Origin of the sequence: Hoyosella subflava DQS3-9A1, assembly GCF_000214175.1 — a bacterium.
Lineage (GTDB): Bacteria > Actinomycetota > Actinomycetes > Mycobacteriales > Mycobacteriaceae > Hoyosella > Hoyosella subflava.
The window spans coordinates 3,435,820-3,461,720 of the sequence record NC_015564.1 but is presented as its reverse complement, the minus strand read 5'-3'; the positions used below and the strand labels follow the sequence as shown (position 1 = coordinate 3,461,720).

The window sequence follows — 25,901 nt, the reverse complement described above, 5'->3', positions numbered from 1 at the left end:
GGGGTATGGGGTGACGAGTGCTGAGGTGACGCGCCGGTCATTCCTCGCCCGTGCGCTCCGCTGGGCACCTGTGATTCTGGTTATCGCTGTCGCGGCGCGCCTAGCGTGGACGCTGCTCGTACCCAACGCGACCAACTTCCTCGATCTTCATGTGTACGTCGACGGGGCTAGTCAGCTGCTGACTGGTGACCTCTACTCGTTCAGGTACTCGGAGAACACCCCTGAGTTTCCGTTGCCGTTTACGTACCCGCCCTTCGCAGCGATCGTTTTCTTCCCGTTGAGCCTGGTGCCTTTCAGTGCTCTGGCGGTCGTGTGGCAGCTCGGAATCGCCGCCGCGCTGTACGCGATTGTGCGGCTGTCACAGCGAATGCTGCTCGGTACGGGCCCTGCCGCTAATTCCGCGCGGGTGCGCGAAGCGATGCTGTGGACGGCGGTGGGTCTATGGACGGAACCTGTACGGACCACGCTCGACTACGGGCAGATCAATGTTTACCTCGTGCTCCTGATCATGCTGGCTGTGGCGAGCCATCGCTGGTGGGTGAGCGGCGCACTCGTCGGAATCGCAGCAGGCATCAAACTCACACCCGCGATCGCTGGTTTGTATTTTCTCGCTAGGCGGCGTTACGGTGCCGCAGCGTTTTCCGGCGTGGTGTTCTTCGGCACGGTTGGTCTGAGCTGGCTGCTTATCCCCGATGAGACCAGACAGTACTTCGCGTCCTATTTCGGTGATGCGGACCGGATTGGACCAGTGGCGTCAGTATGGAACCAATCGTTGTTTGGAGCCGTGCACCGTTTCGGCGTGCCCGACGAGTGGGCGCGGGTGGTCTGGGCGGTGCTCGTCGTCGCCTGCTGTGTCCTTGCTTTCATGGCGTGGCGTCAGCTGACTAAGGGCGACAGGCTCGGTACGCTGCTCATCGTTCAGATACTGGGGTTGCTCCTGTCTCCAGTTTCGTGGTCGCACCATTGGGTGTGGGTTATCCCGTTGGTGATGTGGCTGGTGTACGGCCCGCTCCGGGACCTCCGCCTCGCGCGGCTGCTGGCTTTGTTCTGGACAGCTGTGACGCTGATTGGTGTTCCCTGGGTGCTGAGCTTCGCGCAACCCACGATCTGGTCGACGGTCGAGCCTTATGCGCTGGTGTGGGTCGCTCTCGTCTACGTTGTCGGGGCGCTCGCGGTATTCGCGACGGTCCTTTTCGCGGGGCGGCGCGCTCCAAAGCCACAGCACTCCGATCGGGATAGCCTTCCTGTGTGACGCTTGTGCTTCCGTATCCAGAGCTTGGTGACGCTTTCGCCGCTGACCGCATGCCACCAGACGTTATTCATCTGGACGCGGCTGCTGCCGGCAGGGCGAGTCGTTCCGTGCTCCGGGCGATGACTGACCACCTCGATCGTGAAGCTCGTCTGGGCGGATACATCGCTCAGGCCGAGGCCGCCGATACCATCGAGCAGGGACGGTCAGCGGCAGCTGCTTTGCTGGGGTTCGCGTCCAGCGACGTGCAGTTCACGGAAAGCGCAACGGGTGCGTTGGCTGGACTGCTCACACGAATGCAAGTTTCCAGGGGCTCCACTGTGCTTGTCGCCCCAGGTGAGTACGGCCCGAATCTCGGTCTTTTCGGCATGTTCGGTCTGGTCGTCGATCAGTTGCCCGTTGCGGACGAAGCGGGTCATATAGACGTCTCGGCGGTGGCCACTCGCATCGAAACGACACGGCCCGCGATGGTGCATTTGTGTGTGCACCCGTCACATCGCGGTGTGGTGCTGGACGTGGCTCCGATCGCGTCGATCTGCCGTGCGTTCGGTGTTCCTCTTGTGGTTGACGCCGCGCAAGGCATTGCTCACCTGCCGACCACTTTCGATGCGGACGCGGTCTATGCCACGAGCCGCAAGTGGCTGTGTGGCCCGCGCGGTGTCGGACTCATCGCCGTACGTCCAGGCTTGCTTCCGGATGGTATGCCAGCACTGGAGTCGCACGAGGCAAACATAGCTGGTCGCGTCGGACTGGCAGTCGCGCTGTCCGAACACCTCAGTCTGGGGCCTGAGAAGGTTCGCGAAAGGCTCGGCGCGATCGGGGAACTCACGCGGCACCGCCTCGATGGCATTGGCGGATGGTCAGTGATTGAGCAGACTGATGAGCCTTCGGCGGTAACGACACTCCGCCCGCCCGTCGGATGGACCGATAGCGACCTGTTCGGTTTTCGGGAGTCCCTCGCCTCCGGGAGTGCGGCAGAGCGCCGTATCGTCGCCACCTACGCAGGGCCTGAGCGTGCCCCGCTTCAAGCTCGCAGCGCTGTTTTGCGCATCAGTCCTCATGTCGATGTGCGCGCATGCGACCTCGACCGTCTGGCTGAGGCCCTGAGGCAGACGTAAAAGGGCGGCGCAATGGCGCCGCCCTTTTCAGGTGGTGCGTTCACTCACCCTCGTCAGGATGAGTGAACAGGTGGAAGAGGCTGGCGGCAAGCCCGCCCCAGACGATGACGAGCGTGACGATCATCATGATCATTGCGGACGCGTTCATCGGGAACCTCCCTGTTTGATGAACTTAGTGGCCTCGGGTGGAGTCAGATCGGTGCCTTGCCGCCACGGTGTCATCGAAAGCACAATTGCGATGACGATCAGGGCGCCTTGAACAGCCCAGCCGAGTCCGAGGACGAAGCTTGCCGGGTACCCTTCGTAACCATCTTGCACCAGCGTGATCATCTCGCTGATCAGCATGTATGCGAGTACGACCGGTGTTGCGACGCCGATGCAGATACGCCAGATGATTCCGAGGCGGAATGACGATACTGCGTTGAGGTGTTCAGCGAATGCCGGTCCCTGCCGCAGGAACCAGATCACACTGACGATCGCTACGAGCGCCACGCCGACTATGCCGAGATTGTTGACGAACTTATCGACTACGTCCAGCACACCGACGCCCGTGGTGGTGGGGAACAGTGCCATCGAGATGACGGTCATCGAACCGCCGACGATCGCGACAGCGGTAAGCCGACTCATGCCGAGCTTGTCTTCGACCGCCGCGATCACAACCTGCACGATCGAGATCAACGACGTGAAACCTGCGAACACGAGGCATGTGAAGAACACGGCACCGAATATCGAGCCGCCAGGCATTGCGGAGATGATCTGGGGGAATGCGATGAACGCGAGGCCTATGCCCCCTCCGACCACCTCGTCGATTGGAACGGCGGCAGCAGCGGCCATGTAGCCGAGCGCTGCGAAAACGCCGATGCCCGCCAGGATTTCGAAACTACTGTTCGAGAATGCGACCACCAGACCTGAACTGGTCATGTTGGTCTTCAGTTTCAGGTACGAGGCGTAGGTGATCATAATGCCGAACGCAATAGACAGTGAGAAGAAGATCTGACCGTATGCCGCGATCCACACCGTCGGATTAGTCAGGATCGACCAATCCGGCTGGAAGAACGCGTTGAGGCCTTCAACAGCACCATCGAGGAACAGGGCGCGGACGACGAGGGCGAGGAACAGCACAACCAGCAACGGAACGAAGATCCGTGCGGACGATCCGATGCCACGCTGCACACCGAATGCGAGGACCACTAGGGTGGCGATCCAGATGAGCAGCAGAGTGATTGCGACCCCGGGCACGAGGTCAAATCCGACTCGTGCGCCGTCTTCCTGTTGCAGGAAGGTGCCGAACAAGAAGCCCTCGGGGTCATCGCCCCAGGCTTCGCCGATCGAGAATATTGCATATCGGGCCGCCCACGCGATAATCACGGCGTAGTAGACGGCGATGACAAAGCAGATCCCGACTTGCCACCAGCCAAGCCCCTCGGCCCACCGGCTAATCCGACGGAAGGCGAGTGGCGGTGAGGCCCGGAATTTGTGACCGATCGCGTAGTCAAAGAACAGCAGGGGAATGCCAGCTGTCAGCAGTGCGATCAGGTAAGGAATGATAAACGCGCCGCCACCATTGGTGTAGGCGACGTAGGGAAAACGCCAGATGTTTCCGAGTCCTACCGCTGAACCGATTGCGGCGAGGATGAAGACAGACCGTGCGCTCCACACTTCACGCTGTGCGTCCATGTCGGCTCTTTCCGTACTGCCCGTTAAGTGGACAATGTCATATCAAATACCGTAATCGACGGACGCTCCGAGCTATAGCCGAAAGCAGCGAATTGTTAGCTGCTGGTAGCAATCTGCTGCCAAATCGATTCGCACGGCACTGAACCGATCTTGATACCGCCCAGTGTGGAATTGCGACCGAAGAACGGGCATCATTGTGGTATGGATCACGTGACGAGCATCAACGATATCCGCACGGCAATCCGGGAGTTGCGCGTCCGCGAGACCGAGGCCCGGAAGGACGGCCGCGAGGCCGAGGCTGACGAGATCGCGGGACGCATCCGCGACTATCAGCAGGAACTCTCTGAGCGCCCATAGTGCGGACATGGTCGAAGCTGCCGGCGAAGCCCCGGTGGCTAGCACCGCTGTTGCAAATGTGAGGTCCCTGTGAGGCGCCTGGCGCACCCACAGGGACCATCCGGACAGCGGTTGTTCCGCGAGCTTATTGGGTTTCGCTACTCAACGGTCAGCAAGCCGACTGTTGGGGCAAATCCGCACGTCGTGTGACCACTGGGTCCGGCGTGGGTCATGCTTCCATGGATCGTCGCGATGACGCGACCGCTACCGGTTCGCTCGATCGCGGTGAGGGTTGCCGGGCCGTCTGGGTTGATTCCGGCCGAGCGGTCGAGCTGGGCGGAGCCTGCCCGGTTGGTGTCGAGGTTGAGCCATGAAACCGTCAGCGGGTCATGCGGCTTGTGATCGGTGGCACCGCCAGTGCCCAGAGCTGTGAAGACGAAAGCTGCCTCCCGGCGCTTCGGGCCGGGGAGCGGCAACGCTTGGGGGCCGGATACCGCGAGCGCCGTCGCGATCGAATTCTGGCCAGCGCCAAGGCAGTCAAACCCCATGGTGGGATAAAGGAACTGGGAAATCGGTGGCCCGTCCGTGGGGATTGCGGGGCCGCCGGGTGAGCCGGGTTCGGGTGCGCTGATGAACGACACAATCCGCTCGGCCCCTACCGCCATTTCTTTCGGTACGCCAGGCTGGGAGAGAAGGCCGCCGAGAGTGTCGAGGAGTTCATCACGAGCCTCGACTCCGGATTTGGGACCTTGCACAGCTGACCCGATGATGGCGGGCAGAATCTCGAGGAAATTGAGATCGGGGGGAATGGGCGGCGGGTTTTGTGCCGTAACCGATCCCGGCATAGCCAGAACTGCGGCAACGGAGATGGTCAGCGCCGCCACTGCATTACGCACTTTGCGGGTTCGAAGCACTGTGGTTCCGTCCTCCAAGTCGGGATCGTCCCGCTGAAACTCCGCGGCTGGTCTAACTAGCCACGGGTATGGGTCCAACGGTCCATTTCGTGCTTCATATTCACAGCTGTTGTGCGCTACAGGAGAGGGGTTATCCGGAGCGTTATTAACTCTTGGCTGTAGGGGTGCCGAATCATTTCTAATTCGCAACCTCAGCAGTCACATATGTGACTTCCAGCACTTCTGTATCAGTCCTGCTCTGCGGCGAGGTCGTTGATCGTGCGGGCCAAATCAAGATCGAGCTGGGTAATTCCGCCTTCGGAGTGTGTGCTGCACGTGAAAGTGACTTTGCGCCACCTGATGTCAATGTCGGGATGATGGTTCTTGTCCTCCGCCACTTCCGCAACCGCACTCACGAACGCGATGGCGCGGGGAAAGCTGGGAAGGGTGATGGTCCTGCTGATAGCTGTGCCGGAACGACTCCACCCGTCCAGAGCTTCCAGGGCAGTGTCTACGTCCTTGTCCTCGAGTACGTGTGCCATGGTGTGAGATTGTCTCAGCCGACTGGGGCTGCGTGGTGGTGATGGCCAATATCGGTCCGATTCATTCCTGCGAGGAAGCTAGAGTCCGAGCTATGGAGATAGCAATGACATCGGCTCAGTGCAACCGCGCGCGGCGCAGGTTCAGCATCCTGTCACTGTTTGTGCTTGTGCCTGCGCTTTCGGGGTGTACGGTCCTCGGCGGCGGCGAGGATGAGCGAGGGGACGACACCGTCGTCCTGCTCACTCACGACTCCTTTACTCTCCCTGCCGAGTTGCTCGAGCAGTTCAGGGAGGACTCAGGAATCCGGATTGATCACCGCGCGCAGGGCGACGCCGGTGAACTGGTGACGAGTCTGGTACTGACCCAGGACAATCCACTCGGCGACGTCGTGTTCGGCGTTGACAACACTTTCGCCTCACGTGCAGTGGACGCCGATGTCTTCGCGGACTATGAACCGTCGATCAGCGTGCCCGACGACCTGCGCTACCCGAATTCTCTGGCGCTCACGCCAATCGACTACGGCGACGTCTGCCTGAACATCGACACTCGCTACTTCGCTGAACGGGGTATCGCAGAGCCTGAAACCCTTGATGACCTGCTGTCAGATGAATACGAGAATATGACGGTCGTGCAAAACCCCGCGACGTCTTCGCCGGGCCTCGCCTTCCTGCTAGCGACCATCGAGGAGTACGGCGAAGAGGGGTGGCAGGATTACTGGACCAGCTTGCGCGACAACGGCGTCAGTGTCGCCGACGGCTGGACGCAGGCTTACTATGTGGACTTCTCCGGCTCCGAAGGGGCAGGTCCCCGGCCGATTGTCGTTTCCTACGCGTCGTCTCCGCCCGCGGAAGCCGGACCGGATGGTGCCGCACCAACGACGAGTGCACTCGCAGAAACGTGCTTCCGGCAGGTCGAATATGCCGGGGTGCTTGCGGGCGCAAGCAACCCGGACGGTGCAGAACAAGTGATCGAGTTCCTGCTCAGCGCGGACGTGCAGAGCGCGTTCCCCGAAAACATGTACGTCTTTCCGGCCGTGGAGGGCACACCGTTGCCGGAAGCTTTCGACCTATATGCGCCGAAACCCGATGCGCCCATAACGATGGACCCCGCAAAGATCGGAGCCAACCGGGACGCATGGATCACGCAGTGGCGTGACATTGTGCTGGGATGACCGCAAGCACGAAGGAGCAGCGCCGGCGCCGTGCCTTGCCGCCGGCGCTGCTCATCGGCGCAGGGCCGGTCATTTTTCTGGCCGTCTTCTTTGCCTGGCCGGTTTCTGCGATCGTGTATCGCGGTCTTGTCGACGAAAGCGGGCAATTCGACCCGCTCGGTACGGTGCAACTGCTGGGCCGGGCCTCGGTCTGGGATATTGCCGCATTCACTGTGGGGCAGGCTGCTGCGTCGACGGTGCTGACGCTCGCTGCTGGTCTGCCAGTGGCGTGGCTGCTCGCACGGGTAGCCATCCCAGGGCGCACGCTCTTGCGAGTGGTCGTGACAGTGCCTTTCGTTCTGCCTACGGTTGTGGTTGGTATCGCGTTCCGCGCACTTTTCTCAGACGGCGGCCTCCTCGGTTTCACTGGCCTGGATGGCACGGTGTGGGCGATCTTGCTCGCCCACGCGTTTTTCAATGTGGCGGTCGTCGCCCGCACTGTTGGTTCGGTGTGGGCTCATCTGGATCCCCGTACAGAGCAGGCGGCACGCAGTCTCGGAGCATCGCCCGCTCGCGCGTTCTGCACGGTCACCGTCCCTGCTCTTGCACCGGCAATCGTGTCTGCGGCTGCGGTTGTGTTCCTCTTCTGCGCCACCAGTTTCGGTGTCGTTCTTGTGCTCGGCGGAACGCGGTACCGCACGCTGGAGACAGAAATCTACTTGCAAACGGTTCAAGTATTCGACTTGCGCATGGCGGCGGTGCTCTCACTGCTGCAGATGCTGGCGATTGCGGGTGCGATCGCGGTCGCGACGCTCGCGCGGCGCGGCCGGGAGCGCGCGCTGTCGCTGCGGCCAATGGACTCGACGGCGCGCACACCGCGAGGGCGTCAGTGGATCGGCGTGGGCGCGGTCCTCGCTCTGGTCGCGAGCCTGCTCATTGTTCCCCCCTGTGCGCTGCTCGTGCGGTCACTGCGCCCGCGCGGCGAATGGAGCCTCGAGGGCTACCGGTTGCTTGCCCAGACCCGAGACGGCGTGAGTGGTGTGGATGCAACACTGTTGTCACTGCGCACGGCGACGGACGCGGCGATCCTCTCCCTCGTCGTGGGAGTGCTAGCTGCGATTGCCATCGCGCAAGCGCGCGGACGTTTCGCGTGGATTGCGGATGGCGCCATTCTCATTCCCCTCGGCATCAGTGCCGTGACTGTGGGATTCGGTTTTCTGATCACCCTGGGGCGACTCCCCGGGGACCTGCGAAGCTCGGCCATCCTCATTCCGATCGCACAGGCGCTGGTAGCGATTCCCCTGGTAGTGCGTATTGTGCTGCCCGCAATGCGGGCGGTGAACGCCCGTCTGCGGGAGGGTGCGGCGGTGCTCGGCGCGTCCCCGGTGCGAGTGTGGTTCACCATCGATCTTCCACTCGTCGCGCGCTCCATCGCGGCAGCGGCCGGATTCGCGTTTGTTGTCACTGTCGGGGAATTCGGGGCAACATCGTTCTTAGCGCGCGCTGGTGATCCCACGCTCCCGGTTCTCATTGGGCGACTGATTGCCCGCCCCGGAGCCGAGAACGCGTCGGTCGCACTAGCGGGCGCAGTGCTGTTGGTGGCTGTGACGGCCACCGTCGTCACGATCATCGAGATCGTCCGGATTCGCGATGTGGGGGAGTTCTAAATGCTAGTTCTTGACTCAGTGACGGTTCGCTACGGCGCCGTCGCCGCTGTCGAGGACGTGAGCCTGACGTTCCCGGCACAGCCGTCGATCATGGCACTGCTCGGTCCCTCAGGGTCTGGAAAGTCGACGATCCTGCGCGCCATCGCGGGACTCGAGCCGCTGGCAAATGGACGAATAGAATTCGATGGCGCCGATCTTTCAGGACTGCCAGTCCACCGCCGGAATATCGGCCTGGTTTTCCAGGACGGGCAGCTGTTCCCACACCGCACCGTGGCGGGCAACATCGAATACGGGCTGGCGATCCGCCGTCCTGGCGAGAAAGCCACGATGCCGCGAGAAGCTCGCCGCCGGAGGGTGCACGAGCTGCTGGAAATGGTGGGTCTCGAAGGCTACGGGGGGAGAAGAGTCGATCAGCTCTCCGGCGGCGAAGCACAGCGTGTCGCGCTGGCTCGCGCGCTTGCTCCGAGGCCGCGGCTTCTGCTCCTCGATGAGCCGTTGTCAGCGCTCGACAAGGGCCTGCGGGACCGCCTCGCCGCAGATATCCGGCGCGTGGTTGCGGAATCGTCGACTCCTGCGCTGGTGGTGACTCACGATCAAGCGGAGGCCGCTTTCCTCGCCGACCAGATCGCGGTGATCATCGGTGGGAATATCCGGCAGATCGCACAGCCGCGATCATTGTGGAGCGGCCCGGCGGACCGCGATGTCGCGGCTTTCCTCGGTTACACGAGCCTCATTCCGGCGGATGTGGAGCACGGCGTCGCACGCTGTGCACTCGGTGCGGTCGGCGTTGACGCCGCGGACGGCCCAGCGGAGCTCGCACTTGGGAGCGATTCGCTCGTCCTCGCACGGCACGGCCCGATCAGCGCCACGGTGAGTTCCGTGGTTGTCCTTCCCGATGGGCTGCGACTGCGCGTCGTGATCGAGGGGCAGGGCGAGTTCTCTGCAAAGGGGACGTTGCATGATTCCGTTACGCCTGGAGATTCGGTCAGGCTCGGTCTGGATGGCCGTCGTGCCGGTGTCGTATCCGACGTCCGTGCAGGCAGCCATGTCTGATGAACGATTCTCCGGGCATGCAGGTGAGGATCACGCCCAGGAGGTGGCGGCGGCGGCCATCATCTCGGCGGGATCAATCCTGCTGGCACAACGTACTTACCCGGAGGAGCTCGCCGGTCTGTGGGAGCTGCCTGGGGGCAAAGTCCATGACGGGGAGTTGCCCGCCGAAGCGCTGCGGCGGGAACTGGAGGAAGAACTCGGGGTAACAACCGCGATCGGCCCGCGCATCGGTGTGGACGTCCACCTTGCGGCTACAGGTGCCGACAGCGAAAGGTACGTGCTGCGCGCCTACCTGGTGCAGCTGATCGCAGGTGAGCCGCGGCCGCTAGAGCATGCCGATATCCGGTGGTTCACCGTAGGAGAACTGCGTGACGCTGATCTCGTGCCGAACGATCGGGTCTGGATCGACGATCTGGTCAGATCGATGAGGGAGCATGTGTGAAGCACGGGAATCTCAGGCAGCGCGAGCCTTCTTCAGGCACTTCTTCAGTTCGCCGCCTGAGACACCAGCAGCTTCGTACTTCTTCATCTTCGCGACGACATAAGGGCAGCGCAGGCAGCGTGTTTTGCTGCGGCAGCACTTTTTCTTAGGTTTGAGGCTGCTCACCTTCGAGGCCTTCACCTTGCCCATACGCAAACTCTCCAGGGGGTTGACTGCGTCCCAACGTCGTAGTGAGGTCAGGGTAACCCAATTAGCGAAGGATCACCTAACTAGATCAACTTCGTCTGCACCGGCGAGATACGCCGATTCCGCGGAATCGGCGAAGTCCGGCTATCCTTGCTGGGTTCGCTTGGTTTATGACTCTCGCGTCGTTCCGGGACGTGTCGGTGGTCCCGACGCTCGTACTGCCGGGACAGGCCAGCCCACCACGTACAGGAGCTTTTGTGTCGTCGTCTAGTGCGGATTTCCGCAACGCCGCCTTCCGGAACATCGCTATCGTCGCCCACGTCGACCATGGCAAGACGACACTGGTCGACGCGATGCTGCGCCAGTCAGGCGCTTTCGCTGAGCGCGCCGAGCTCGTGGAACGAGTCATGGACTCGGGCGATCTGGAGCGCGAGAAGGGCATCACCATTCTCGCGAAGAACACTGCGGTTCGCCGGACTAACCCCGACGGCTCTGAGGTCGTCATCAACGTCATCGACACTCCCGGCCACGCGGATTTCGGCGGTGAGGTCGAACGCGGGCTCTCGATGGTGGACGCGGTCGTGCTGCTCGTCGATGCGAGTGAAGGGCCCCTGCCCCAGACTCGATTCGTGTTGCGGAAGGCCCTCGAAGCGGCACTCCCCGTCATCCTCGTGGTGAACAAAACTGACCGTCCTGACGCGCGCATCGCTGAGGTCGTCGACGAGGTCCACGATCTCCTGCTCGATCTCGCCAGCGACCTCGAGAATGAGCAAGCTGCAGCTGCGGCTGAGCACGCGCTTGAGCTTCCCGTGGTGTACGCGTGCGCACGCAGTGGCAAGGCAAGCATGACTGCTCCCGCGGACGGTGAGGAACCGGATTCACCGGATATCCAGCCGCTGTTCGACCTCCTCCTTGACTACGTTCCCGCGCCGCAGGCGGATCCTGAGGCTCCGCTGCAGGCGCACGTCACCAACCTCGACGCGTCCTCATTCCTGGGCCGCATCGCGCTTGTCCGTATCCACAACGGCCGCATGCGCAAAGGCCAGACCGTCGCCTGGCTGCGCGGAAACGGTGACGTCAAGCAGGTGCGGCTGACGGAACTGCTGCGAACCGAAGGCGTGACCCGCGTGCCCGCCGAGGTGGCCGAGGCGGGCGACGTCGTCGCCGTCGCCGGCATCGAAGACATCATGATCGGCGATACGCTCGCTGCACCGGACAATCCGGTGGCGCTTCCGCGTATCACGGTCGACGAACCTGCGATCTCGGTGACAATGGGTACCAATACCTCCCCGTTGTCGGGCCGCAATGGCGGTACGAAACTGACCGCCCGCATGCTGAAAGCGCGCCTCGACCAGGAGCTAATAGGCAACGTGTCGCTGCGTGTCCTCCCGACGGAGCGTCCCGACACGTGGGAGGTGCAGGGCCGGGGAGAACTCGCTCTCGCCATCCTCGTCGAAACGATGCGCCGCGAGGGGTACGAGATGACGGTCGGAAAGCCGCAGGTCGTCACGCGCGTTGTCGACGGCAAACTGCACGAGCCGTACGAGGCCCTGACCACTGACGCGCCCGAAGAGTATCTCGGTGCGATCACCCAGTTGATGGCCGCGCGCAAGGGTCGCATGGAGCACATGACCAACCACGGTCAAGGCTGGGTGCGAATGGAATTCATCGTGCCAGCACGTGGCCTTATCGGATTCCGTACCGCGTTCCTCACCGAAACGCGGGGTACGGGAATAGCGAACAGCCATTCATCTGGATACGCGCCGTGGGCGGGTGAAATCCGCAGCCGCCACACCGGTTCGCTCGTCTCAGACCGAGCGGGCGCCGTGACATCCTACGCGTTGCTTCAGCTACAGGACCGTGGCACCTTCTTCGTCGAGCCTGGCGACGCCTGCTATGAAGGCATGGTTATCGGCGAGAATCCACGCGCCGAAGATCTCGATGTGAACATCACCAAGGAAAAGAAGCTCACCAACATGCGTTCGTCGACTGGAGACGAACTCGAGCGTTTGCAGCGTGCCACGAGGCTTGACCTTGAGGGAGCCCTCGAGTTCTGTGCCGGTGACGAGTGTGTCGAAGTCGGACCTGATGTGGTCCGGGTGCGCAAGGTCGTCCTCGGTGGCACAGAACGCGCTCGTGAACGCTCTCGCGCGAAGGCCCGCGACAACGCCGTCACCTGATTCACGCCCCGCGCCACGCTGCACGCAGTGAGGTTGCCGGGTTGCGTGCCGCTCCATGCGACGCATGGCACGATTGCAAGGAGACGTGCAGGGGGCAGGGGAGGTTCAGTGCGAAAACCCCGGAAGGCGGGTGGGGCGCCGCAGCGTGACAGGTATATGCCGGTTCTTGCTGCCGGTAGTGCTGCGGTGGTGCTCGCGATCACGAGTTGTACCGCGAGTCCGCCGCCGCCAATCGAGAGTACGGGCACTGTCACTCCCACGGCGGCGCCCCCGGCCGAGATGACAAACGAGGTTGTCGTGGCTATCGACGACATTGGCCTCGGGTTCAATCCGCATCTGCTTTCACACCTTTCGCCGGTGAGCCGTGCAGTCGCCGACTTGGTGCTACCGAGTCCATTCCGGCCGGTACATGATCCCGCAGTGGCCGGTGGAGTGGCGTGGGAGCCGGATCCGTCGCTGATCGTCTCAGCCGATGTGATCGACGACGAGACTGGCGAATTGCCATTCACGGTTGAATACGTCCTCCGCAACGAGGCGCAATGGTCCGATGCAGCACCCATTGCCGCGGAGGACTTTCAGTATCTATGGCGCCAGATGACCACCCAGCCGGGTGTCGTCGACCCCGCCGGATACGACCTGATCGAGTCGATCACCTCGTCTTCCGGCGGAAAAACGGTAAACGTCCGCTTCACGGAGCCGTACCCTGCTTGGCGCGAACTATTCACGTACCTGCTGCCAGCGCATCTGATCAAGGATTCGCCGGGTGGTTTTGACGCAGGCCTCACCGATACCATCCCGGTGTCTGGGTCACGCTTCCACATTGACCGAGTCGATCGAGGACGCGACGACATCCGATTAGAGCGCAACGACCGGTTCTGGGGTGTTCCTGCGCAACTCGACCAGATTCACTTGCGGCGCGGTGGAACCTCGGCACAGATCGCCGACACCCTGCGCAGCCAAGACGCACAGATCGCCGACGTGCATGGCGGCGGCGCACTCCAGGCACAGCTTTCCGCGATTGCCGGCCTTGAGACTGCTCGCAGCTACCAGACCCGGTCGCTGCAACTCGTCCTGAATACCCGCGTCACGCCGTTAGACAGCGCCGATGTTCGCACCGCGCTCCTCAGTTTTCTCGATCCGGATGTGCTCGCCACAGTTGGCGGAGGCGGAGCGGCGACGGTCGCACCGGATCAGGCGCAAATCCTGCCGCCCTCCTCGCCCGCATACGTCTCCACCGCGCCGGCGCGGTGGAGGTATGAAGACGCGCTCATCGCGCTGAACAGTGCTGGGTACGAGATGGTCGACGGGGTTCTCCGCGAAGGCGGCATCCCTACCGGGCCTGCGCTGACGATCGTTATCGGCGTACCGTCCGGTGATGAAGCAGCACGTGCGGTTGCCAATACGGCTGCCGACCAGCTCCGGCAGGTCGGTGTGCGGCCGCGCGTGACCCAAATGGCACCGGCTCGGCTATATGGCGAAGCGCTCAGCGGCGGTGAGGTTGACGCCGTTGTGGGCTGGGTGCAGGCGGGATACGATCCGGCGACAGTCCTAGCGTCTAGGTGGGCCTGCCCGCCACCCGCGCCAGCCGATGAAGCGCCCAGCCTTGACGGCCAGGAATCCAACGATCCAGCTGAAAGTGACGACCGTACGTCCTCGCGGGACGTGGCGCGCGCGCCGAGCAACCTCTCGGGTGCCTGTGTCCCAGAGCTCGCCGGCCTCATTGATTCAGTCCTTACCGGTCGTCAGGATATCCGTGATGTTTTGCCAGGCATTGAATCTCAACTGTGGCAGCTTGGCGCGGTCCTGCCGATCTTGCAGGACGTCACCCTACTCGCGGTAACCGATTCGGTGGCGGGAGTCCAACTCGATGTGCCGGTGCCTGTCGGGGTGTTCACTTCCGCTTCTGAATGGGTCAGGCTTCCCGAATGAGCATAGAGACGCGGCGTGTGATGTTCGTACATGCGCATCCCGATGACGAGACTCTGATTACCGGGGGAACGATTGCGCGCTGCCTTCGTGAGGGCGCAGAGGTGCAGGTGGTGACCTGCACCCTCGGTGAGGAGGGTGAGGTGATCGGCGACGAGTACGCGTTGCTCTGTTCCGGCGAAGCCGATCAGCTAGGTGGCTACCGCATCCTTGAACTGACACGGGCTCTTGAAGCGCTGAGCGCGGCGGCACCTGGCCCCACCGTGAGACCGACTTTTCTGGGCGGCGCTGGGAGGTTCAGGGATTCAGGGATGGCCGACATGCCGTCGAGCAAGAATCCCCGCGCCTTCGTGAATGCCGACATCGCTCGTGTGGCGGCCACCCTCTCTGAACTGATCTGTGCGTTCAGGCCCCATGTTGTGGTCACATACGACCCTGACGGGACATATGGGCACCCCGACCACATTCGGGTACACGCTGTCACTCACGCGGCGATTGACCACGCGGCCGCGACGGAATGGGATGTCCCCAAGCTGTACTGGGCAGTCGTCGGCAGGGAATTCGCACGGACAGCCACCGAAGCTCTTCGCGACATCCCAGCGGGCTGGGACGACTCCCCGGAAAGCGGACTGGGCAGATACCCAGACGGGGCGATCACAACAAGGATCGACGTCACCTGCGTACTGGAGGAGAAACGCAGCGCTATGCGCGCGCATGCGACGCAGGTATCGGTGAGCCGGGACGGCCAGTGTTACGCGTTGTCCAACAGTATCGTCCAGCCGATACTGGCCGAGGAGCAGTTTGTGCTGGTCAGAGTGAGTTCACAAGCCGCCCCCGCGCCGCCCGGCGGCGGCGGGGATGAAACTGACCTGTTCGCCGGACTGTGACGGTGAATCAGGCGCTACGCTGTGCATAACATCGTGGGAGGTTGGTAAGTATGGACATCATCGCCTGGATCATGGATCCGGTTCGTTACGAAGCGGATATCGCCGCAGCGTACTGGGATGCGATTTACGCGTGGGTCGACTCTGTGAGCGAGTACTTGACGCAGATGGGATACCCGCCGGTTGGATGAAGCTCAATCGAGCCGGAAACCCAGTGACGGCCGGGACGATGCTGTGAACCGAACTCTCGCCGATACCGAGCCCGGTCGTAGATCTCCTCAGCTCAGGACGCTTAGCGTGCGGGGGGTAGCGGATGCTGCACGCGCTGCTCGCCTGCCGCTAGGAAACCCAGCTGATCTCGCCAGAATTGACTACATCATCCTCGGGCTCCTGTGCGTAGACGGGTTCGTTCTCGGACTTGTCTCAGTCTTTTACCTGCCCAGTTACCTCGGCGGCGTGCCCTTCCCGTTCTCTGTATTCTTAGCGGCGATCGGCAACATTCTGCTGGTGGAGGCTGCGCGCAGGCTCGGGTTCCGCCGTTCGCTCGCGGCATTGCCCGTTGTCGGCTGGGTGGTGGCGGTCCTCCTCGCATTCGCGGGCGGGCCTGGTGGCGACATCGTGGTTCCGGCAGCCGACGCTCGCGGCTTGTTCCTCGTTGTCGGCGGATTGGTTCCCGTCGGATTCTGGCTCTTTCGTGATGTGGTGCAGCGCGACCCGCCGCAGGCACCTTTAGGCGCGAAAACCCGCACCTCCTAGTGCTGGAAGGTGCGGCTCATACCCGGCGTTACCGCCTCGATCAGGTCCCATGCGTCCTTTGCGGGCATATCCTCCACGAAGTAGCCGCCGCTGCCCGCAGGCGTCGCCGCGGTGACGGTTGCGAGACCGGCGCGGCGCTGAAAGAACGTCTGCGTTACGGTCCAGCCGATAATGCCTTGCGCTGCAACACAATCGCGCGCGCGGATAAGCGATCCGCTCTGACAAATCAGCCAGCCAGGAACAGTAGCGTGGCCTAGCCCGCGGTACCGGTCGATTCCCAGGAGCGCGGAGAGAACGAAGACAGCCGCTGCGAGGAACCACACCCAGCGCGGCAGACTAACGAAGGCGGCATTGACGACGAGAAGCGCCGCGATGGCCACGACAGGTAGCGCAAGGGCACGGAAAAGCCTGCGCTGGAGAGCTTTCGGTCCGTGCCGACGCAACGGCACCTGGGCGAGCGCGTCGTCGTGCAGCACGGCCCCGAAGACCTCCAGGGCACGCCGGCGCGGCGCGTCGGGAAGGATCAGTGACGACTCCCCGGAGCCATCGCGGAGCCCGGTCATGATTGCCCGCGCCCGCGCACCGCCGACGAAGCGCAGCAGTATCGGATTCTCTACCGTGACGCCGCGGAGGCGCCGGCGATCGAGCGTGCTTTCACGCGTATTGAGCAGCCCGTGCCGGACGCGCAAAGTCCGTCCGTCATCGTGGAGTGTGAACCCCGAGTAAGTCAGAAAGTAGCGGGTCATAGCGATCAGGCTTGCAAGCACAATCAGCAGAACCACGGCCACCGTGCCCGCCAGGATCGGATTCAGATCCCTTACCGTGTTGGCGCTCTCGGTGATGAAATCTGAGTTGAGCAGCCGCTCGTAGACCGCGCCTGACTGGAAGATCAGACCCAGGCCAGCAAGGATGATCAGCACACCGGTGAATCCAAATGGTGCGTACCACGTCCATTTTGGGGACCAGTGCGCGAGCTCCGGACCCGGATCGCGGAGAGTGGGCAGACCGTCGTGACTGGTGTCCGGTGACTCTCCGGGCTCTTGCGGAGCGCCCTCGATCTGCGCCTCATCACCCCGTACGCCAGCGAGCAATTGTTCGCGCAATGCGTCGACGTCGCTTGCTGCGATCGCATCGAGTTCGAAGCTGGAAGTACCTGCTCCCGAACCCTGCCCAGTGCCGATTCTCAGGACGGCGAGCCTCAGCAGCCGGTGCATCACGGTGGCGCGGACATCGACGGAGCGGATGCGTGAGCGCGGGATCGAAAGCACGTTGCGGCTGATCAATCCGGTTTTCAGTTGTACATGAACGGGGCCCACCCGGTAACGCGTCATGAGCCAGTCGATGCCAGCGACGTAGACGAATGCGGCAGCGCCAACCAGGATCCATGTTGGGTTGCCGGTTTGGGCGCCGACGAACAGGGGGACGATAATCGCTGGCAGCGCGCGCACTCCCTGCGTGATGGGCTTGACCAGAAGCATTCTGGGATCGAGTTGCTTCCAGGGCACAGCCTCATCTGCTGGCGTGGTCTTTTCCGCCCCAGACACTGGCTGGGCAGGAGGTTCGCCGTTCACGTCGGCGGGGGGTGCCCACACGTCACGTGGCTCATCGTGGCGCCCCAGATGTGGGCTGCTCACGTCGCATCCCCCCGTGTGCGCGCCGCGATCTCGGTCAGGTCCCGAACCGTCCGATCGGCGATTTCCTCATCGAGCGCCGTGATCGTCACAGCGCCTGCTGATGACGCCGTGGTAACTGTCACTGTGGCGAGGCCGAGGAGCCGGTCGATCGGCCCGCGTGTGGTGTCCACCGTCTGCACACGCGAAATCGGTGCGATGCGCCGTTCCTGAACAAACCAGCCCTGCCTCGTGTAGACGGCTTCGTCACTGATCTCCCAACGGTGGACGTGATACCGCCAGATGGGGACACCGATGATGTGCATCGGTGCGAGAACCAGTGTGGCAGTGAGAGCGGCGATGTGCGGCCAGCTTGTCGGGTCGCTATCCGCCAGCGCCCAGATGAACTGAGCAATCAGGACGAATACCCAGCCCAGCGCCGCGTTGAAGGCCCACAGCAGGGGCGCTTTTTTACTCGGACGCCAGGCTGGATCAGCCATTCGTACGCTTCCCTGCTGCTGCAGCGACACAGTCACTCACTTCCTCGCCGACAATTTTGACGGCCTGGATTGCCCGTCGTATTGACGTTGACGTGCTCAAATCCATCGCTTGTCATTTCAACTCTACGGGTTCGCGGCCGCTGGCCGCTGGTCGCAGCCCCACGTATGGAGCATGATCGAGGGGTGACGTTTCCCATGCCGGACCTGCCCTCACCCTCCGCTGTTCGTCGGGTACTGCGGCGTGCACGTGACGGGGTGACCTTCAACCACGACGAGGCGGCCGTAGCCCTGCGGATGCGGGGTGAAGATCTCACGGCGCTGTGTCAGGCGGCGGCGAATGTGCGTGACGCGGGGCTGCGAGAGGCGTATGGCGGCGACGGGCCGCTGCCGATCACCTACTCGAGGAAAGTATTCATCCCACTGACGCGCCTGTGCCGTGATCGGTGTCACTACTGCACTTTCGTCACCGTTCCGGGCAAGTTACGGGCCGCGGGGCACTCACTGTTCCTTGATCCCGACGAGGTCATCGAGATTGCTCGCCAAGGCGCACAACTCGGCTGCAAAGAAGCGCTGTTCACGCTCGGGGACCGTCCCGAAGACAGGTGGCCCGAGGCGCGGGAGTGGCTTGAGTCGCGTGGCTATCATTCCACCCTCGAATACGTGCGGGCGATGGCGATTCGCGTTCTCGAAGAAACAGGGCTGCTGCCGCACGCGAACCCTGGTGTGATGTCGTGGGACGAGATCGCGGCTCTCAAGCCGGTGTCGCCTTCGATGGGCATGATGCTGGAGACCAGTTCGCGCCGACTTTTCGAGACTCCTGGCGAGTGCCACTATGGGAGTCCGGACAAAGACCCTGACGTGCGATTACGAGTGCTGACAGACGCGGGTCGTCACTCCGTCCCGTTCACCACGGGAATTCTGGTGGGAATCGGCGAGACGGTGGAGGAGCGTGCTGAGTCGATTTTCGCAATTCGCCAGGTAAATAAGCAGTTTGGCCACATTCAGGAAGTCATTGTTCAGAACTTCCGCGCGAAGCCTGACACCGTGATGCGCGCCGTTCCCGACGTGGATATTGAGGAGTTCATCGCCGCTATAGCCGTGAGCCGCTTGGTTCTGGGACCTGCAATGCGGGTGCAGGCTCCGCCGAATCTTGTCTCGCCGGAAGAGTGTCATGCTCTAGTCTCCGCAGGAGTTGACGACTGGGGTGGCGTGTCACCATTGACGCCCGACCACGTGAACCCGGAACGGCCATGGCCTCAGCTTGACGTTCTCGCCGAGTTGACCTCGGCCGCGGGATACACACTCACCGAGAGGCTCACAGCCCACGCACCGTTCGTACGTCAGGGCAGTCCGTGGATTGATCCGCGCGTCGCCCGTCATGTCAGCGCGCTCGCGGACCCCGCAACAGGGCTCGCACGTGACGTTCACCCGTCCGGCCTGCCCTGGCAGGAGCCGGACCCCGCGTGGGAATCGCGCGGCCGCACTGGCCTTCACGAGGAGATCGACATCTCAGGCCGTGCGTCGGAACACCGCAGCGATCTTGCCAGCGCATTTGGCGACTGGGATTCAATCCGCGAACAGGCGTTAGCGTCGCGGGTGCCAGAGCGGATGGAACGTGAGGTGGCTGGACCGCTTCGCCGGGCGGAAACCGACCCCGCTGGACTTTCGGATGCGGATTACGTCGCGCTCGCTAGCGCTGAGGGGCCGGCCCTGGATGCACTGGCGGGGCTCGCCGACAGCATTCGTCGTGACGTTGTCGGCGACGACGTCACCTACGTCGTCAACCGCAACATCAACTTCACGAACATTTGTTATACCGGTTGCCGTTTCTGCGCTTTTGCGCAGCGCAAAGGTGACGCGGACGCATTTACCTTGTCAGCAGATGACGTGGGGGACCGCGCCTGGGAAGCGCACGTCGCGGGTGCTACCGAGGTGTGTATGCAGGGCGGCATCGATCCGGAGCTTCCTGTCACCGGCTATGCGGACCTCGTGCGAGCCGTGAAAGCGCGTGTGCCCTCTATGCATGTGCACGCTTTCAGCCCGATGGAAGTGGTCAACGGCGCATCTCGGTCGGGCGTCAGTATCCGGGAGTGGCTGGGTGGTCTGCGACAGGCAGGTCTCGACACGATTCCCGGCACCGCCGCGGAGATTCTCGACGACGAAATCCGCTGGATTCTCACCAAAGGCAAGCTGCCCGCAAGCACTTGGATCGACGTGGTCACCACCGCCCACCAGGTGGGCCTGCGCTCAAGTTCGACAATGATGTACGGCCATGTCGATCAGCCGCGCCACTGGGTAGGGCACTTGCGGGTGTTGCAGCGTATTCAGGATGAAACGGGCGGCTTCACCGAGTTTGTCCCGCTTCCGTTTGTCCATCAGAGTTCCCCGCTGTACCTCGCGGGTGCCGCGCGGCCGGGACCGACGATCCGCGACAACCGCGCTGTGCATGCGCTGGCTAGGATCATGCTGCACGGGCGTATCGCCAATATTCAGACGAGCTGGGTGAAGCTCGGCGTGGCCGGCACTCGTGTGATGCTGCAGGGCGGCGCAAACGACTTGGGTGGCACGTTGATGGAAGAGACGATCTCGCGGATGGCCGGTTCCCAGCATGGCTCCGCGAAAACGATCGGTGAACTGAGGGACATCGCGGAGGGGATCGGCCGAACCGCCCGCCAGCGTACGACAACCTACGACGGAGTCGCTCCGGCCGGTACAGCGACTATTGCGGTGAGGTGACCACCCTTATCGGCGCCCAGATTATGGGCTCCCAGAGGCACGACGGTAGGCTTGGGTCTGCTTCAGCAATGAGGGGGCGATCGCGACGATCGAGCTTGAGCGAGACGCACTTCAGACGCTGAAGTGAAGACAACACCACGTGCCGCACAGCCCGCGGTTCGTGTTAGCCGACAGGTGGCCAGATCGCGAGGGCCTGGTGAGAAGGACAGGAGAGCTGCTGTGACGTACGTCATCGCAGAGCCGTGTGTCGATGTGCTGGACAAGGCATGCATTGAAGAATGCCCTGTCGACTGCATCTACGAAGGGGAGCGGATGCTCTACATCCACCCCGACGAGTGTGTGGACTGCGGCGCGTGCGAACCTGTCTGTCCGGTCGAAGCGATCTTCTATGAGGATGACGTTCCCGACGAATGGGACGCCTACGTGGCGGCCAACGTGGACTTCTTCGATGAGCTCGGTTCGCCCGGTGGCGCAGCGAAGGTGGGCCAGAAGCCGTTCGATCCACCGTTCATCAAAGAGCTCCCGCCGATGAACGAGGAGTGACGTGCACCGCACTCCGGTCGCGCGCACACTTCCCGACTTCCCCTGGGATTCACTCCTCGAGGCCAAGATCCGGGCCCAAGCACATCCAGATGGCATCGTCGACCTGTCGGTTGGTACTCCGGTTGATCCTGTAGCGCCCCACATTCGTGAGGCGCTGTTGTCGGTCGCTGACCAGCCTGGCTACCCGACAACGCACGGCACCCTGGCTTTACGGACGGCGGCTGCGGACGCGCTCCACCGCCGCTACGGAGTGACTGGTATCGACGAAGCCGCGGTGCTCCCCGCGATAGGCACGAAAGAACTGATCGCCTGGCTGCCCCGGCTTCTCGCGCTCGGGCCGGGCGACACAGTGGTCATTCCAGAGTTCGCCTATCCGACCTACGAAGTCGGGGCGCTGCTCGCGGGTGCTGAGGTGATCCGCTCGGATGGTGTTTTCGCGCTCGGTCCGCAACGAGTGGAGATGATCTATCTCAATTCCCCGTCCAACCCCACTGGGCGCGTGCTGGGGGTTGAGCACCTGCGCAAGGTCGTCGAGTGGGCGCGGGAGCGTGGCGTGATTGTGGTCTCCGATGAGTGCTACCTCGGCCTCGGGTGGGACACCGATCCGGTGTCGCTGCTGGACCCGCGCGTGTGCGATGGCGTGTTCGATGGGCTGCTCGCTGTGCATTCGCTGTCTAAGACCTCGAACCTGGCGAGCTACCGTGCGGGGTTTGTAACTGGGGATTCCGAACTGATCGGTGACCTCCTCGAAGTGCGTAAGCACGCAGGCATGATGGTGCCCCTGCCGATCCAGGCTGCTGCAGCGGCGGCCCTGTCGAGCGACCAGCACGAAGCCGAACAGAAGAAGCGGTACCGGCATCGGCGTGACGTCTTGCGTAGCGCTGTCGAAGCGGCCGGCTTCCGTATCGACCATTCTGAGGCTGGGCTGTACTTGTGGGCAACTCGTGGTGAACAAGCGTCCGACACTGTCGCGTGGCTGGCCCAGCGGGGAATTCTCGTGGCACCAGGTCACTTCTACGGTCCGCGCGGTGCTAAGCACGTCCGGATCGCGCTCACGGCAACCGATGAACGCATCGAGGCGGCCGCGAAGCGATTGGCTGCATGATTCCCGACCGGTCCGATTTACGGCACGGTAACCACTGATACCGTTTCGTTTCCGCAGGCAGGGTGCATGTTGTCCGCCTTCGCGGTACCGTTTGGTGTCGAGAGGAGAGCGAGATGGCATTGCCACTGATCCCCATTGCTATCGGGGTGGGTGTTGCCGCGTTCGGTGCTGGGCGAAAACTGCTCAAGAACATGGAGACGACCCGCCTGGCCGATGAGTCAAAGGCGAAGGCGCGGGGCGCGTACCTGCAGCTCGCATTCGCTGTTGACACGATTCGTGCGGAAGATGATCCTATTGCCAGCGAACACCTCGGTCGCGCGAAGGACCTCCTAGACAGCGCTCGGGTAATGCTCGATGTGGCGACCACCCCCGAGGCCGCCGACGCGGCAGGCGAGGTCATCTCTGAAGGCTTCGAACAGGTTGAGATGGCCTGCGCAGCATTGGGAATCGAGCCCCCTAGACGGCTGAGCGAGCTGTAGTAGCTCTCACCACCCCGTTATGCTGGCGGTGTGCTTCTTACCTCACTGCACGACGCGGCCATCAGTGATGACACTTCGCCTGCTTTCACGATCGGCGGTGAGTCTCTCACTCGGCAGGAGCTGATTGGTGCAGCGACGGCTGCTGCGGCTCGTGTCCAGGGAGCGGCGGCTGTGGCGGTCCTGGCCACTCCCACGGCGAAGACCGTTGTCTCTGTGACCGGAGCACTCCTTGCTGGCGTGCCCGTTGTACCTGTACCGCCGGATTCCGGCCCAGGAGAAGTAAGCCACATTCTTCGTGACTCCGGTGCGCAGGCATGGCTCGGTTCCGCACCGGACCTGCCCGGTATACCGAAACTACACGCAATCCCCGTGCGCATTCATGCGCGCGACTGGCATCAACTGCTCGAGCCGCCCCGGGACACTCCGGCCTTCATCATGTACACCTCCGGAACGACCGGACCGCCAAAGGGAGCGGTGATCAGCCGAGGTGCCATCGCAGCAGGTCTCGACGCACTTGCTGAAGCCTGGGCGTGGACCGCGGAAGACACTCTCGTACACGGTTTGCCGCTGTTTCATGTGCATGGGCTGGTTCTGGGTATGCTTGGCCCGCTTCGTACGGGCTCCCGCTTGGTCCACACCGGTAAGCCCTCGCCTGAGAGCTACGCGAGCGCGAAAGGCTCCCTGTACTTCGGTGTGCCAACTGTGTGGTCCCGGATTGCGGCGGATCCCTCAGCGGCCAAACAGCTTTCTGGAGCCCGCCTCCTCGTGTCAGGCAGCGCCGGTCTGTCAGCACCAGTATTTGAGAGTATGAAGTCGTTGAGCGGGCATCAACTTGTGGAGCGATACGGGATGACCGAGACGCTGATCACAGTGAGCGCGCGCGCTGACGGTGAGCGTCGTCCAGGCTGGGTTGGACGGCCCCTGCGGGGAGTGAACACGCGGATTGTCGGCGAAGATGGCGGTGAAGTCAGCCATGATGGGGAGTCCATCGGACAGTTGCACGTGCGCGGCCCCATGATGTTTAGCGGCTACACCGGTCAGCCGGAGGTAACTGCGGCTGCTTTCGCTGAGGACGGGTGGTTCCGGACGGGCGATATCGCCGCGATCGACGAGAGCGGATTCCACCGGATAGTGGGGCGAGAGTCCACGGACCTGATCAAATCAGGCGGCTACCGGATAGGCGCAGGGGAGGTGGAATCCGCGTTGCTGGCTCATCCAGGAATCACTGAGGCCGCGGTCATCGGCGTGGCTGATGACGATCTCGGGCAGAAGTTAGTTGCGTACGTTGTGGGCGATCTCGACAGGTCCGACGATGGTGCCGCCGTCATCGAGTTCGTGGCGAAGTACTTGTCAGCGCACAAGCGGCCCAGGGAAGTCCGAGTCGTCGACGCGTTACCCCGCAACGCGATGGGCAAGGTGCAGAAGAGGCAGCTCAGCTAGCTTCGTGTGGTTATGACCGTACGGCGTTCGCCGCGGGTTCATCCCGGTTCCGTCCTTGCCGGCGTTCGTTCAGGAACGCGAGAGCGGTCAGTATGAGGCACAGCGCCGCTGTTGAGATCAGCTGCTCGCGTGCCGTGGTGTCGGTAAGCATCAGCATGATGAGACCACCAAGAAGCACCAGCGTGAACCACGTCAGATAGGGGAACGCCCACATACGCAGGGGCAGCTTCCCCTCCCGTTCGAGGCGCGGACGCAAACGCAATTGGGAGACTGCGATAAAAATCCAGATCACCAGCAGCGATGCGCCGACGGCGTTGAGCAGGATGCCGAGCAGGGTGTCAGGAAGCCACCAGATGAGGACGACACTGACAAGGCTGAAGAAAACGGAAAGCGAGACCCCGTAGATCGGCACGTCATTCGCGGACAACCGTGTGAGGATCCGCGGCCCGTCACCGCGGCTTGACAGCGAGTACGCCATCCGTGAGGTGGCGTAGATCTGGGCGTTATACGCGGACAGCAGTGCAACTACAACAACGAATTCCATGAAACCCGCGACGCCGGGTATGTTCGCGAGGCTGAGCACGGAAACGAAGGGACTTTGCGCGAGGCTTTCCGAGTTCCACGGCAACAGGAACACCATGACCGCGACAGAGCCTATGTAGAAGACGCTGATCCGCCAGATCACGCTGCGCACCGCGATTCCGATGCTGCGCTCCGGGTCGCGGGATTCGGCTGCCGCGATCGTCACGATCTCGATCCCGCCGAATGCGAAAGCGACGATGAGCAGGCCGGCAGCAATGCCTGCGATGCCGTTGGGCAGGAAACCGTCATGGCCGAGCACGTTCGTCAAGCCAACGGGATCGGTGCCGGGCATAAGGCCGAAGATCAGCAGCACTCCGAGAATGAGGAAGCCGATAATAACTGCGACCTTGATGAGCGCGAACCAGAACTCGAACTCGCCGAAGTTCGCGACACGGGCGAGGTTCACCGCGGCGAAGAAACCGACGATGACCAGCGCGATGACCCACTGGGGGACTGCAGGAAGCCAGCTGTGCATGATCGCGGATGCGCCGGTGATCTCCGCGCCGATGACCATGATGAGCAGCGCCCAGTACAGCCAGCCCATGACGAAACCCGCCCAAGGGCCAATTCCGATCCGCGCGTAGTGCGAGAACGATCCGCTGGCGGGGATTGCTGAGCCCATCTCGCCCAGCATGCGCATCACGAGGACAACAACTATCCCTGCGATGCAGTAAGAAATGAGGATTGCGGGGCCCGCGGTGGCGATTCCCGCTCCGGTGCCAAGAAATAGCCCGGCACCGATAGCTGATCCAAGTCCCATCATGGTGAGATGGCGGACCCTGAGGCCATGCCCGAGGTGTGCGGGCCGTGGCGTCTGAGTAGATGTTGTTGTCAATTTCTCTCTTT

General features: G+C 62.7%; 25 protein-coding genes. 17 read left to right on the top strand and 8 right to left on the bottom strand.

Features of this window, described 5'->3' with window-relative positions; all coding sequences use genetic code 11:
* Window positions 1-10 precede the first annotated feature (10 nt).
* The gene (locus AS9A_RS16220; RefSeq protein WP_148262491.1) at window positions 11-1,252 is read left to right on the top strand and encodes a mannosyltransferase; all 1,242 of its coding nucleotides are present in this window, start codon (window positions 11-13) and stop codon (window positions 1,250-1,252) included.
* Window positions 1,249-2,367 carry an aminotransferase class V-fold PLP-dependent enzyme gene (locus tag AS9A_RS16215; protein ID WP_013808174.1) on the top strand — a complete coding sequence of 373 codons (1,119 nt, stop codon included), beginning with the start codon at window positions 1,249-1,251 and terminating at the stop codon, window positions 2,365-2,367. Before AS9A_RS16220 ends, AS9A_RS16215 begins: the two co-directional genes overlap by 4 nt.
* A 40-nt stretch (window positions 2,368-2,407) precedes the next feature.
* Here AS9A_RS16215 and AS9A_RS23405 read toward each other — a convergent pair whose 3' ends face one another.
* A complete protein-coding gene (locus AS9A_RS23405; RefSeq protein WP_083826575.1) occupies window positions 2,408-2,515 on the bottom strand; it encodes a methionine/alanine import family NSS transporter small subunit in 108 nt (35 codons plus the stop codon).
* On the bottom strand, window positions 2,512-4,044 hold the full coding sequence (locus AS9A_RS16210; protein ID WP_013808173.1) for a sodium-dependent transporter: 1,533 nt from the start codon (window positions 4,042-4,044) through the stop codon (window positions 2,512-2,514). The genes AS9A_RS23405 and AS9A_RS16210 overlap by 4 nt, the downstream gene beginning before the upstream one ends.
* Window positions 4,045-4,245: 201 nt before the next feature.
* Here AS9A_RS16210 and AS9A_RS24380 point away from each other — a divergent pair, with 201 nt between their 5' ends.
* The gene (locus tag AS9A_RS24380) at window positions 4,246-4,401 is read left to right on the top strand and encodes a hypothetical protein (RefSeq protein WP_013808172.1); all 156 of its coding nucleotides are present in this window, start codon (window positions 4,246-4,248) and stop codon (window positions 4,399-4,401) included.
* 137 nt (window positions 4,402-4,538) lie between these two features.
* Here AS9A_RS24380 and AS9A_RS16205 read toward each other — a convergent pair whose 3' ends face one another.
* Both AS9A_RS16205 and AS9A_RS16200 read right to left on the bottom strand, forming a co-directional pair.
* Complete coding sequence (locus tag AS9A_RS16205) at window positions 4,539-5,294, bottom strand: Rv1157c family protein (RefSeq protein WP_013808171.1); 756 nt, start codon at window positions 5,292-5,294, stop codon at window positions 4,539-4,541.
* A gap of 227 nt (window positions 5,295-5,521) precedes the next feature.
* Window positions 5,522-5,815 (bottom strand): 4a-hydroxytetrahydrobiopterin dehydratase, encoded by a 294-nt coding sequence (locus tag AS9A_RS16200; protein ID WP_013808170.1) that lies wholly within the window; start codon window positions 5,813-5,815, stop codon window positions 5,522-5,524.
* A gap of 104 nt (window positions 5,816-5,919) precedes the next feature.
* Between AS9A_RS16200 and AS9A_RS16195 the strand changes: the two genes are divergently transcribed.
* Genes AS9A_RS16195 through AS9A_RS16180 form a run of 4 tightly spaced genes read left to right on the top strand, consistent with a single transcriptional unit; the run spans window position 5,920 to window position 10,128 of the window.
* Window positions 5,920-6,987 carry a thiamine ABC transporter substrate-binding protein gene (locus tag AS9A_RS16195; RefSeq protein ID WP_013808169.1) on the top strand — a complete coding sequence of 356 codons (1,068 nt, stop codon included), beginning with the start codon at window positions 5,920-5,922 and terminating at the stop codon, window positions 6,985-6,987.
* Window positions 6,984-8,633 carry an ABC transporter permease gene (locus tag AS9A_RS16190; RefSeq protein ID WP_013808168.1) on the top strand — a complete coding sequence of 550 codons (1,650 nt, stop codon included), beginning with the start codon at window positions 6,984-6,986 and terminating at the stop codon, window positions 8,631-8,633. Before AS9A_RS16195 ends, AS9A_RS16190 begins: the two co-directional genes overlap by 4 nt.
* Complete coding sequence (locus tag AS9A_RS16185) at window positions 8,634-9,686, top strand: ABC transporter ATP-binding protein (RefSeq protein ID WP_013808167.1); 1,053 nt, start codon at window positions 8,634-8,636, stop codon at window positions 9,684-9,686. It abuts the gene before it with no gap.
* Entirely contained in the window at window positions 9,679-10,128 is a 450-nt protein-coding gene (locus tag AS9A_RS16180) for an NUDIX domain-containing protein (protein ID WP_049793929.1), read from the top strand. The genes AS9A_RS16185 and AS9A_RS16180 overlap by 8 nt, the downstream gene beginning before the upstream one ends.
* A 12-nt stretch (window positions 10,129-10,140) precedes the next feature.
* On the opposite strand, the gene AS9A_RS24375 is transcribed toward AS9A_RS16180, so the two are convergent.
* A complete protein-coding gene (locus AS9A_RS24375) occupies window positions 10,141-10,317 on the bottom strand; it encodes a hypothetical protein (RefSeq protein ID WP_013808165.1) in 177 nt (58 codons plus the stop codon).
* Between the two features lie 167 nt (window positions 10,318-10,484).
* Here AS9A_RS24375 and typA point away from each other — a divergent pair, with 167 nt between their 5' ends.
* From typA to AS9A_RS16160, 5 genes are all read left to right on the top strand, one after another.
* Window positions 10,485-12,494: a translational GTPase TypA gene (gene typA, locus AS9A_RS16175; protein WP_083826574.1), complete on the top strand. Its 2,010-nt coding sequence runs from the start codon at window positions 10,485-10,487 to the stop codon at window positions 12,492-12,494.
* A 156-nt stretch (window positions 12,495-12,650) separates the two neighbouring features.
* Window positions 12,651-14,423, top strand: a complete 1,773-nt coding sequence (locus tag AS9A_RS16170) for an ABC transporter family substrate-binding protein (protein ID WP_041451154.1) — start codon at window positions 12,651-12,653, stop codon at window positions 14,421-14,423.
* On the top strand, window positions 14,420-15,307 hold the full coding sequence (mshB, locus tag AS9A_RS16165; RefSeq protein ID WP_041451153.1) for an N-acetyl-1-D-myo-inositol-2-amino-2-deoxy-alpha-D-glucopyranoside deacetylase: 888 nt from the start codon (window positions 14,420-14,422) through the stop codon (window positions 15,305-15,307). The genes AS9A_RS16170 and mshB overlap by 4 nt, the downstream gene beginning before the upstream one ends.
* Before the next feature lie 50 nt (window positions 15,308-15,357).
* On the top strand, window positions 15,358-15,495 hold the full coding sequence (locus AS9A_RS24370; RefSeq protein ID WP_013808161.1) for a hypothetical protein: 138 nt from the start codon (window positions 15,358-15,360) through the stop codon (window positions 15,493-15,495).
* 106 nt (window positions 15,496-15,601) lie between these two features.
* Entirely contained in the window at window positions 15,602-16,060 is a 459-nt protein-coding gene (locus AS9A_RS16160) for a hypothetical protein (RefSeq protein ID WP_013808160.1), read from the top strand.
* Here the strand turns inward: AS9A_RS16160 and AS9A_RS16155 are convergent.
* Both AS9A_RS16155 and AS9A_RS16150 read right to left on the bottom strand, forming a co-directional pair.
* Entirely contained in the window at window positions 16,057-17,694 is a 1,638-nt protein-coding gene (locus AS9A_RS16155; protein ID WP_013808159.1) for a PH domain-containing protein, read from the bottom strand. The genes AS9A_RS16160 and AS9A_RS16155 overlap by 4 nt on opposite strands.
* Entirely contained in the window at window positions 17,691-18,170 is a 480-nt protein-coding gene (locus AS9A_RS16150) for a PH domain-containing protein (protein WP_049793928.1), read from the bottom strand. The genes AS9A_RS16155 and AS9A_RS16150 overlap by 4 nt, the downstream gene beginning before the upstream one ends.
* Before the next feature lie 165 nt (window positions 18,171-18,335).
* Between AS9A_RS16150 and AS9A_RS16145 the strand changes: the two genes are divergently transcribed.
* The 5 genes from AS9A_RS16145 to AS9A_RS16125 all read left to right on the top strand — a co-directional run bounded on the left by AS9A_RS16145 (window position 18,336) and on the right by AS9A_RS16125 (window position 24,473).
* The gene (locus tag AS9A_RS16145; RefSeq protein WP_049793761.1) at window positions 18,336-20,906 is read left to right on the top strand and encodes a bifunctional FO biosynthesis protein CofGH; all 2,571 of its coding nucleotides are present in this window, start codon (window positions 18,336-18,338) and stop codon (window positions 20,904-20,906) included.
* Between the two features lie 219 nt (window positions 20,907-21,125).
* Entirely contained in the window at window positions 21,126-21,449 is a 324-nt protein-coding gene (gene fdxA / locus AS9A_RS16140) for a ferredoxin (protein WP_013808155.1), read from the top strand.
* Between the two features lies 1 nt (window position 21,450).
* A complete protein-coding gene (gene dapC, locus AS9A_RS16135; protein ID WP_013808154.1) occupies window positions 21,451-22,554 on the top strand; it encodes a succinyldiaminopimelate transaminase in 1,104 nt (367 codons plus the stop codon).
* A gap of 113 nt (window positions 22,555-22,667) precedes the next feature.
* On the top strand, window positions 22,668-23,033 hold the full coding sequence (locus AS9A_RS16130) for a hypothetical protein (RefSeq protein ID WP_013808153.1): 366 nt from the start codon (window positions 22,668-22,670) through the stop codon (window positions 23,031-23,033).
* A 30-nt stretch (window positions 23,034-23,063) separates the two neighbouring features.
* Complete coding sequence (locus AS9A_RS16125) at window positions 23,064-24,473, top strand: acyl-CoA synthetase (protein WP_013808152.1); 1,410 nt, start codon at window positions 23,064-23,066, stop codon at window positions 24,471-24,473.
* A gap of 10 nt (window positions 24,474-24,483) precedes the next feature.
* Here AS9A_RS16125 and AS9A_RS16120 read toward each other — a convergent pair whose 3' ends face one another.
* Window positions 24,484-25,890, bottom strand: coding sequence for an amino acid permease (locus AS9A_RS16120; protein WP_041451151.1), 1,407 nt, complete (start codon window positions 25,888-25,890; stop codon window positions 24,484-24,486).
* Between the last annotated feature and the right edge of the window lie 11 nt (window positions 25,891-25,901).

Coding starts and splice junctions, on each gene's coding strand:
- AS9A_RS16180 (WP_049793929.1), top strand. CDS start 9,679: ATGTCTGATGAACGATTCTCCGGGCATGCAGGTGAGGATCACGCCCAG.
- AS9A_RS16150 (WP_049793928.1), bottom strand. CDS start 18,170: ATGGCTGATCCAGCCTGGCGTCCGAGTAAAAAAGCGCCCCTGCTGTGG.
- typA (WP_083826574.1), top strand. CDS start 10,485: ATGACTCTCGCGTCGTTCCGGGACGTGTCGGTGGTCCCGACGCTCGTA.
- AS9A_RS16170 (WP_041451154.1), top strand. CDS start 12,651: ATGCCGGTTCTTGCTGCCGGTAGTGCTGCGGTGGTGCTCGCGATCACG.
- AS9A_RS16200 (WP_013808170.1), bottom strand. CDS start 5,815: ATGGCACACGTACTCGAGGACAAGGACGTAGACACTGCCCTGGAAGCT.
- AS9A_RS24380 (WP_013808172.1), top strand. CDS start 4,246: ATGGATCACGTGACGAGCATCAACGATATCCGCACGGCAATCCGGGAG.
- AS9A_RS24370 (WP_013808161.1), top strand. CDS start 15,358: ATGGACATCATCGCCTGGATCATGGATCCGGTTCGTTACGAAGCGGAT.
- AS9A_RS16145 (WP_049793761.1), top strand. CDS start 18,336: ATGGAGCATGATCGAGGGGTGACGTTTCCCATGCCGGACCTGCCCTCA.
- AS9A_RS16185 (WP_013808167.1), top strand. CDS start 8,634: ATGCTAGTTCTTGACTCAGTGACGGTTCGCTACGGCGCCGTCGCCGCT.
- AS9A_RS16190 (WP_013808168.1), top strand. CDS start 6,984: ATGACCGCAAGCACGAAGGAGCAGCGCCGGCGCCGTGCCTTGCCGCCG.
- AS9A_RS23405 (WP_083826575.1), bottom strand. CDS start 2,515: ATGAACGCGTCCGCAATGATCATGATGATCGTCACGCTCGTCATCGTC.
- AS9A_RS16195 (WP_013808169.1), top strand. CDS start 5,920: ATGACATCGGCTCAGTGCAACCGCGCGCGGCGCAGGTTCAGCATCCTG.
- mshB (WP_041451153.1), top strand. CDS start 14,420: ATGAGCATAGAGACGCGGCGTGTGATGTTCGTACATGCGCATCCCGAT.
- AS9A_RS16130 (WP_013808153.1), top strand. CDS start 22,668: ATGGCATTGCCACTGATCCCCATTGCTATCGGGGTGGGTGTTGCCGCG.
- AS9A_RS24375 (WP_013808165.1), bottom strand. CDS start 10,317: ATGGGCAAGGTGAAGGCCTCGAAGGTGAGCAGCCTCAAACCTAAGAAA.
- AS9A_RS16210 (WP_013808173.1), bottom strand. CDS start 4,044: ATGGACGCACAGCGTGAAGTGTGGAGCGCACGGTCTGTCTTCATCCTC.